The organism is Streptomyces sp. TRM68367 (assembly GCF_014495685.1).
Lineage (GTDB): Bacteria > Actinomycetota > Actinomycetes > Streptomycetales > Streptomycetaceae > Streptomyces.
In genome coordinates, this window is the sequence record NZ_JACTVI010000186.1 from 1 (window position 1) to 7,191 (window position 7,191).

At 73.7% G+C, this 7,191-nt stretch carries 6 protein-coding genes and 3 pseudogenes; 3 read left to right on the forward strand and 6 right to left on the reverse strand.

Annotated features, from left to right (window positions below):
* From H8R17_RS43875 to H8R17_RS43885, 3 genes and pseudogenes are all read right to left on the reverse strand, one after another.
* Nucleotides 1-196: pseudogene (locus H8R17_RS43875) on the reverse strand (hypothetical protein); the annotation flags it as partial.
* Nucleotides 197-366: 170 nt separating this feature from the next.
* The gene (locus H8R17_RS43880) at nucleotides 367-1,980 is read right to left on the reverse strand and encodes a serine/threonine-protein kinase (RefSeq protein WP_187828757.1); all 1,614 of its coding nucleotides are present in this window, start codon (nucleotides 1,978-1,980) and stop codon (nucleotides 367-369) included.
* A 125-nt stretch (nucleotides 1,981-2,105) separates the two neighbouring features.
* A complete protein-coding gene (locus H8R17_RS43885) occupies nucleotides 2,106-2,492 on the reverse strand; it encodes a DUF4333 domain-containing protein (RefSeq protein WP_262506005.1) in 387 nt (128 codons plus the stop codon).
* Nucleotides 2,493-2,649: 157 nt separating this feature from the next.
* Between H8R17_RS43885 and H8R17_RS43890 the strand changes: the two genes are divergently transcribed.
* Nucleotides 2,650-3,807 carry a sensor histidine kinase gene (locus H8R17_RS43890; protein WP_187828758.1) on the forward strand — a complete coding sequence of 386 codons (1,158 nt, stop codon included), beginning with the start codon at nucleotides 2,650-2,652 and terminating at the stop codon, nucleotides 3,805-3,807.
* 32 nt (nucleotides 3,808-3,839) lie between these two features.
* Here H8R17_RS43890 and H8R17_RS43895 read toward each other — a convergent pair whose 3' ends face one another.
* The 3 genes and pseudogenes from H8R17_RS43895 to H8R17_RS43905 all read right to left on the reverse strand — a co-directional run bounded on the left by H8R17_RS43895 (nucleotide 3,840) and on the right by H8R17_RS43905 (nucleotide 6,518).
* A complete protein-coding gene (locus H8R17_RS43895) occupies nucleotides 3,840-4,538 on the reverse strand; it encodes a class I SAM-dependent methyltransferase (RefSeq protein WP_187828759.1) in 699 nt (232 codons plus the stop codon).
* Nucleotides 4,539-4,661: 123 nt separating this feature from the next.
* Nucleotides 4,662-5,225: pseudogene (locus H8R17_RS43900) on the reverse strand (acyltransferase); the annotation flags it as partial.
* Nucleotides 5,226-5,333: 108 nt separating this feature from the next.
* Nucleotides 5,334-6,518 carry an alpha/beta hydrolase gene (locus H8R17_RS43905; protein ID WP_187828761.1) on the reverse strand — a complete coding sequence of 395 codons (1,185 nt, stop codon included), beginning with the start codon at nucleotides 6,516-6,518 and terminating at the stop codon, nucleotides 5,334-5,336.
* A gap of 332 nt (nucleotides 6,519-6,850) precedes the next feature.
* On the opposite strand from H8R17_RS43905, the gene H8R17_RS43910 reads away from it, so the two are divergent.
* Complete coding sequence (locus tag H8R17_RS43910) at nucleotides 6,851-7,066, forward strand: hypothetical protein (RefSeq protein WP_187828762.1); 216 nt, start codon at nucleotides 6,851-6,853, stop codon at nucleotides 7,064-7,066.
* A gap of 31 nt (nucleotides 7,067-7,097) precedes the next feature.
* Nucleotides 7,098-7,191: pseudogene (locus H8R17_RS48320) on the forward strand (DNA-binding response regulator); the annotation flags it as partial.

Consider the following 7,191-nt stretch of genomic DNA (forward strand, 5'->3'; position numbering starts at 1 on the left):
CGAGCAGGAAGATGACGTTCCAGTCGACGCCGGAGTGCTCGGAGTAGAAGGCGGACTTGTCGTCGGTGGCCCTGATCGCGAGCATCAGGCCGGCGCCGCCGAGGGCGACGGCGACGCGGTGGATCTTCTCGCTGATGATCAGGGCGTAGGCGCCGACGAAGACGAGGACCGCGGCCCAGCTGTGCCAGTCGTTCACGATGCTGCGGGCCCCCGATCGGAGAGACGGATCACTTGCTCGCCGACCAGGCTTCCCGGCACACCGAGCCGGAACACTATCCGCTCTTGACGCGTCTTTAACAAATCGTGCGCAGGGCACCGTGGGGGCGCGATTTCTGCCGGTCTCCGGCGGTTGCCGGTTCCGGCCGGTCAGCCGGCGGTCGTTCTGAAGCCGTCCCTGACCACGTCGAAGGCGGGACGGTAGGTGTCCCACTTCGCTTCGGGGGCGGAGAGATAGATGTCGTACTCCTGGCCGCCGTCGCGGCCGAAGCCGAGGTCGATGGCGCGGAAGGGGCGGGCGCGGCCGTGGAAGGTGAACTCCCACACGGCGGCGGGCCGCCCGCGGAAGGTGGTCTCCTGCATGCGCAGCCGGCGGTACGAGGTGGGGTAGTTGACCTTCGTGTTGGCCTCGATGTCCTTGAAGTGGTACACGGGGTTGGCCCCCGCAGGAGACACGGTGCCGATCGCGAGCCGGATCAGGCCGGTCGGGTCGATACAGACGACTTCCTCGGCGGTCCGTGAGGAAACCTTCCAGCCGTCCGGCACGGGGAAGGCGACACCGAGTTGCTTGTCGCGGACCAGGCGGTAGCCCGCGGGCACGGGAGAGGGCGCGGACGACAGCTTGGCGGCGGTCCGCTCGCCGTGGGCACGGGCGGCGTCCGGGCGGCCGTGCTGCGTCATCACGTAGAACACGGTTCCCGCGGCCAGCGCCACGACCGTGGCCGCCGCAACCGCGACGGCACCCGGGCCGCCCCGGAGCTTGCCCCGGCCACCGCGCCGGTCACCGTCGGCGGGTCCCGGTCCCGAGCCGCTGGAGGGACCGTCCCCGGACCTGCCCTCGGGCACGTGACCGGACGCCGTGCCGGGCCGCCCGGCCGATCCGGACTCCGTGCCGAGCCGGCTGGTCGAGCCGGGCCCGGACGCCGTGGGCAGGGCGGCCGTCGTCTCCCCGGCCCGCACCGCGCGCAGGGCCCGCTCCGTCTGCTCCGCGGACGGCCGCTCGTCGGGGCTCTTGGACAGCAGGGTCTCGATGAGCGGCTCCAGTGGCCCGGCCTGCTTCATCGGCTCCAGTGGGTCCACGGCGATGGCGTACGCCGTCTCCACCGCCGTGTCCCGGCGGAACGGCGGCCGGCCCTCGACGGCCTGGTACAGCGTCGCGCCCAGGGACCACAGGTCGGAGGCCGGGCCGGGCTGCTGCCCGCGTATCCGCTCCGGCGCCATGTAGTCGATGGAGCCGACCATCTCGCCGGTCTTGGTGAGCGTGGACGCCCCGACCGTCATCGCGATGCCGAAGTCCGTGAGCACCACCCGGTCCTCGGCGCCGAGCAGCACGTTGCCCGGCTTGACGTCGCGGTGCAGGACACCGGCGGTGTGCGCGGCGCGCAGGGCGGCGATCATGCCCAGGCCGATGCGGGCGGCCTCCCCGGGCGGCACGGCCGTACCGCCCTGGAGGAGATCGCCGAGGGTGCTGCCGGTGACGTACTCCATGACGATGCAGGGCCGGCCGTCGTCGTCCACGACGTCGTGTACGACGATGACGTTCGGGTGGGTGACGCGGGCGGCGCTGCGGGCCTCGCGGCGCGTGCGCTCGTACAGCGTGTCGAGCTCGTCGGAGGACAGCTGCGGCTGGGTGTGCAGCTGCTTGAGCGCGACCCGGCGGCCCAGCACCTCGTCCTCGGCGACCCATACCGTGCCCATGCCGCCCTGGCCGACCTGCTCGGCGAGCCGGTAGCGCCCGGCGATCAGCCGTCCCTCGTCCGACACTGTGCCACCGTTCCCTCTGTGCCCGTTCGGCGCCCTTCATTCGCCTCGTCACCATAGCTGTTGACCTTCACGACCCCATGGGCAGCCGGGGTGTACGGCCGGTGCGGCCCCGGGCGTTCGAGGGGTCAGCGCTCGAACTTCCAGAAGACCTTCACCTTCGTGGGATCCCCCTCGATCCTGACCACGCGGACCGGGATCGAGACCCGCCCGTCGTCGGTGCGCGCCGTGCACATCTCCTCCGTGCCCACGACGGCCTTGAGGTGGGCCGGGCAGGACACGTCGTGGATCTTCCGGCCGATCCAGGGCAGCGGGTTGTACCAGCCCTCGATACGGGCCTCCAGGATGGTGCGGTCGACGGCCGGGTGGCCGTCCACCTTCACCTTCAGGCCGAGGCGGTCGAGCGTGGTGTGCTGCAGGTCCTTGCCCGCGAGGACATAGGTGATGACGCCGGCCACGGCGGCCATGGCGGTCGCGCCGCCGACGACGCCGAGGACGAACCTGCTGTGCTGCATCGCGTGCTCCGGGGGCCAGGGACAGGAAGCGGCTCCAGCATCGCGCGTGGACCGGGGACGCGCCTCGGCCATATGGCCATGAGTCCGCGGCGGCCCCTCACCTCCCTCGGCCGATCGGCCGATCCGGCCCCTTGCACCCGCGCATACGGTGATCCGCATGAGAACCGCTTCCCCTGGCGGGTGCGCACGGGGTGGCGCCGTCGGCGTCCTGCTGATGGCGACCGTGATCGATCTGCTGTACACGATCGACATGACCGGCCCGCTATGGCCCACCGTCGTCGTGCTGGCCGTCGGTCTCGCCGCCGTGCTGTGGCCGCCCGCCCGCCGCCCCGAGTGGCTCACCGAGAAACGGCGCACCGCGGTGCCCGCACTGGCCTCGGTGCTCTACTCGGTGACCTCGGTCGTGGCCGGCTGGCATGCCCGGTTCGGCCCCGGCGAGACGCTGATCCTGCTGTCCCTGCTGTTCGTCGCCGTACGGCACTGCCCGGCGCGCTCGGCCCTGACCTGCGGGCTGGCGACCGGCGGAGCGCTTCTCCTGCTGCCCGTGCGCTCCTTCACGTACTTCGCGGAGCAGACGTCGGTGATGCAGGTGGCCCTGGTCCTGGGCGGCGCCACCGCCGGGCTCGCGGCCTACCTGCGCTCGCTGGACTACCGCCGCACCGTCGCCGTCGGCGAGACCCGCCGCGCCGAGCGCCTGGCCATCGCCGCCGACCTGCACGACTTCGTCGCCCACCACGTCACCGGCATCCTCGTGCAGACCCAGATGGCACGCATGATGGCCGCCACCCGGCCCGACGAACTCGACCCGGTCCTGGCCGGCATCGAGCGCGCCGCGACCGAGGCCCTGGCCTCCATGCGCCGCACCGTGGGCGTGCTGCGCGACACCGGTCCCGAGATCGCCGGTCGCCACCCGGTCGGCGACCTGGCCGGCATCCGCGACCTCACCGAGGGCTTCGCGGTCCCCGGCCAGAGCGTCGTCCTGCACCTCGCTCCCGCCCCGCTCGACGACCTGCCGCACGAGGTGCAGGCCGCCGCCTTCCGCGTCGTGCAGGAGGCCCTGACGAACGTACGGCGGCACGCCGCCGACGCCGACGAGATCATCGTGTACCTGCGGCGCGAGGGCCGGTACCTGGAGGTGTCGGTCACGGACGACGGCCGCGGCGGCACCCGGCTCCCGGAGGCCGCCCGCGGCGGCGGCTTCGGCCTCGTCGGGCTCACCGAGCGGGTCACCGCGCTGGGCGGCGAGCTGCGCGCGGGCCCGCGCGACGGGCACGGCTGGCAGGTGCGGGCCGTGTTCCCGCTGCGCAAGCCCTGACCCGCCGCGCGCTCGCCGGCACAGGTGGTCGGTCACGGGAGCCTGAAGAAGATCATCGGGTTGTCCCGGCTGTCCCGGAGCGGGCGGCCCAGGGCCAGCGAGCGCTTGACGTCGCCCAGCCGGTCGTGGATCTCCGTTTCCCGCGCGCGGGAGGCGGTGAAGTAGGGCTGCCGCCGCTCGGCCAGCCAGCGCAGCACCACCGCGCCCTCGGTGAACGGCAGCGCCCGCCGGCCGTGGAAGACGTCGTGGACGCAGACCGGGATGCCCGGCGTCATCCGGGGCAGCAGGTGCTGGATGTACCAGCGGGCGAAGCGCGCGGAGTGGGCCGCGTCGATGAACAGGAAGTCCGCGGTGTCCGGGATCTTCGGCAGGTTCTCCCGCGCGTCGCCCTGCGTGAAGGTCCAGTGGCCCGCGGCCAGCTGCTGCGGGACCTCCCGGACGACGTGGTCCACGATGTCGTACGAGTAGAGGTGGCCGGTGCCGTTGTCGTGCAGCGCGCGCAGTATCCAGGTGGTGGACCAGCCGTGGAACGTGCCGATCTCCACGACCGTCTCGGGGCGGGTCTCCCGCAGCAGCAGGTAGGTGATCTCCGCCTCGATGTCGTCGAGCTGGGCCTTCATCGACGCCGGCGGGCCGAGCAGCTCGCGCTGCCGTTCGCGGGCCCGGTCGAGGTCCTCGGCGTAGGTGCGGTAGAGGTGACTGATGTGGTCGAAGTCGATCTGCTGGTCCATGTGTCGCGCTCCGTGCGGTGCCGGTCGGTGATCAGGGCGCGGTGACGCTACAAAGGCGGCACCGGCCCGCACGTCACACCGGAGAGCCAACTCCGGGCCCGTACCGGGGTATGACGTGCCGGGTCAGACGACCCCGAGGGCGTAGCTGGCGAAGGCCGCGGCCAGTACGCCGAGCGCCGCGCGGCCGGGCCCTCGGATGCTGGTCCAGGGCGCTTCGAAGCGGTGGGTGAGGCGGCCGATGCCGAGCAGGGCGAGGGCGAGCAGCGGCAGCCAGGCGATCCGGGCGAGGATCCAGGCGAGGGTGTCCGGGGGAGTGGTGAGGCCCAGAACCAGGGGACCGACGAGCGAGCCGGGGACCGCGAGAGCGAGCAGGGCGCTCTGGTGCCAGCAGAAGACCGTCATCGCGCCCAGGTTGACGGCCACGACCGCCGCCCACAGCCGGTGCCGGCGCCGCAGCAGCGCGTCCAGCCGGTCCCGTAGCAGGACCGCCGCCCCGCACTGCACCGCGGCCAGGGCGAGCACGAGCAGCGACGGCGGATGGGAGTTGGTGCGGTCCGTGCCGGGCACGCCGACCATGCTGGCCGGGTAGTGGAAGACCAGCAGGAGTACGGCGAACAGGGCGCCGCCGCCGAGCAGCAGCCGTGCCGTGGGTCTGCCGAGCCGTCCCCCGCCCCAGCAGACGCCCAGACCGGCTGCGGCGCCAGTTGGGCGTCCGTCCGCGCGTGGTCGAGTACGGGCGTCGGACCGGCGCCCGCGGACAGACGGCCGGTGGCCGCAGGCGTCGAGGTGGGAAGGTCAGAGAAGGTCATGGCGGCAGTCCTCCGAGGGCTGCGGGGTGGGGTGGGCGCAGCTGACGGCGCGGTAGTGGCCGAGTGCGATGTCGGCGAAGTTGCGCAGGGAGCCGGTGCCGGGTTCGAAGTAGCCGGTGTGGCCCTCGGCCCGGTCGGAGGACACGACACGGGCGCCGAAGCCGGAATCGGCGGGGTCCGTGCCGTGGCCGAGGCCGAAGAGCTCGACGGCGGGCACGCGCCGCACCCAGTCGGTGGTGTCGCGGGCGGTCGCCCACAGCCGTGTCCCGAGGCGCAGCTGGCCGGCGTTGTCGGTGCGCATGCCGGGCGAGGCCGCGACCACGAGGTCGGACACCTGCCGCCCGGTCAGCCGGTGGGCCGCGATGCCGCACAGGACCGAGCCGTAGCTGTGGCAGAACACGGCGGGCGGGACCGAGGTGCGGGTCGTGGCGGCCAGCCCGTCGAGGAACCGCTCGAGCCGGGGCGCCCCCTTCTCCGCGAGGCGGCCGGTGGCGGCGTCGTAGCCGACCCCGACCGGCGTGGTGTAGCCGACCCAGGCGATCACCGCGCGGTTGGTACGGGGCGACTGCCGGGCCATCTCGTCGCGCAGGTTCCGTGCCATCCGGGCCGTGGCGCCGTACGAGACCAGATCGGTGTCCGAACCGGGTACGACGACCGCCACGCGCCGTGCGGTGCCGAGGTCGCCGTACACCTCGGCGACCTGTCCGCGCCCGCGCGGGTCGAAGGCGAGGATCCTGCGGCCCGGCGTCAGCAGCGCGCCGTACGCCGCGGCCCGGGCCCGGGCCCGCCGCCGGTCACCCGCGTCCCGTGCCGGGTCGGCGGCGCGGGCCAGCTCGCCGTCGCGGGCGGCGGTGAGCGCGCGGGCGTTGGCGGCGTAGCGCAGGCCGGCCGGTGCGCCGTCGAGGTTGCCGGCGACGAGCGGGTGACGGGCGATCAGCCGGGTGCGCTGGTCCGCGGTCAGCCCGGCGAAGAACCGTGCGACGCGGGCCGGAGAGGCCGTCGCCGGGTCGGGCAGCGGCCTGCCGAACACGTGGTCGGCGGTCCACGCGGCGGCACCGGGCGGCGGTCCGGTGACCGCGGGCTGTACCTCGCCCCATGCCCAGCCCACCGTCCCCGCGGCCGCCGCGAGGACGAGCGCGCAGGCGGTCAGAGCGCGCTTGAAGCGCCGCATGGTGTGTCTCCCTGGTTCCGTCGGCCGCCCGGGCGGCGACCTGGTCGGCGGAAACGTAGGGAGACGGTGCGGCGCCGGGCGTCACACCGGGGAGCCAACTCCCTGTGAAACCCGGGTAGGGGGTGGTCTACGGGGACTGCCGGTCTCCGCCGTTCGGCCGAGGGCCGGTGCTCACGAAGCCCGTCAGGGATGGCCATTCGGCCGAGGTGGTCCGCCCCTGCCGCGCGGGAGATTGGACGTCGCCGGATCTTCGGCCGGGTCGTCAGCCGAAGCCCCGGCCGGATCGCAGGCCGGGGCTTCGGCCGCGAACACGAGCGAAGAGGGATTCGACCATGGCAGAGCACGCGGGAGGTGCCGGTTGGACGGACGGGCCGGGTGCGGACGGCGGCGACGCGCGGGCGGGTGCGCACCTGACACGGACCGCCGTCCTGGCCGTGGTCGCGCTGATCGCCTCGTGGCTGCTCGCGCTGACCGCGCAGCAGTCCCACGCCGCAGGCCCGAACCCGCCCGCGCGGCCGGCGCTGCACGCCGCCGCGTCCGTGGGCTGAGCCGCGGGACGAGGGGAGGGGACGAACGCGCATGACCGTCATCCGTGTGGTCGTGGTGGACGACCAGGACATGGTCCGCTCGGGCTTCGCCGCGCTGCTGTCCGCGCAGAGCGACATCGACGTGG